The 222-nt window shown below is 59.5% G+C and carries 1 protein-coding gene; it reads right to left on the reverse strand.

Annotated features, from left to right (window positions below; all coding sequences use genetic code 11):
• On the reverse strand, nucleotides 1–222 hold a 222-nt coding region (locus QUB68_RS25125), incomplete at both ends, for a hypothetical protein (protein ID WP_332997565.1).

The following is a 222-nucleotide window of genomic DNA, read 5'->3' on the forward strand; positions in this document are numbered from 1 at the left end:
TATTCCCGGCGAGCGTGGTGAACAAGGCGAACCAGGTGAACGTGGGGAACGTGGGGAACGTGGGGAACCAGGTGAACCAGGCATTCAAGGTGAGCGTGGTGAACAAGGCGATCAAGGTGAACCAGGTGAACGTGGGGAACCAGGTGAACGTGGGGAACCAGGTGAACGTGGGGAACCAGGTGAACGTGGGGAACCAGGTGAACGTGGGGAACCAGGTGAACG

The organism is Microcoleus sp. A006_D1 (assembly GCF_036702805.1).
In the GTDB taxonomy this organism is placed as follows: domain Bacteria; phylum Cyanobacteriota; class Cyanobacteriia; order Cyanobacteriales; family Microcoleaceae; genus Microcoleus.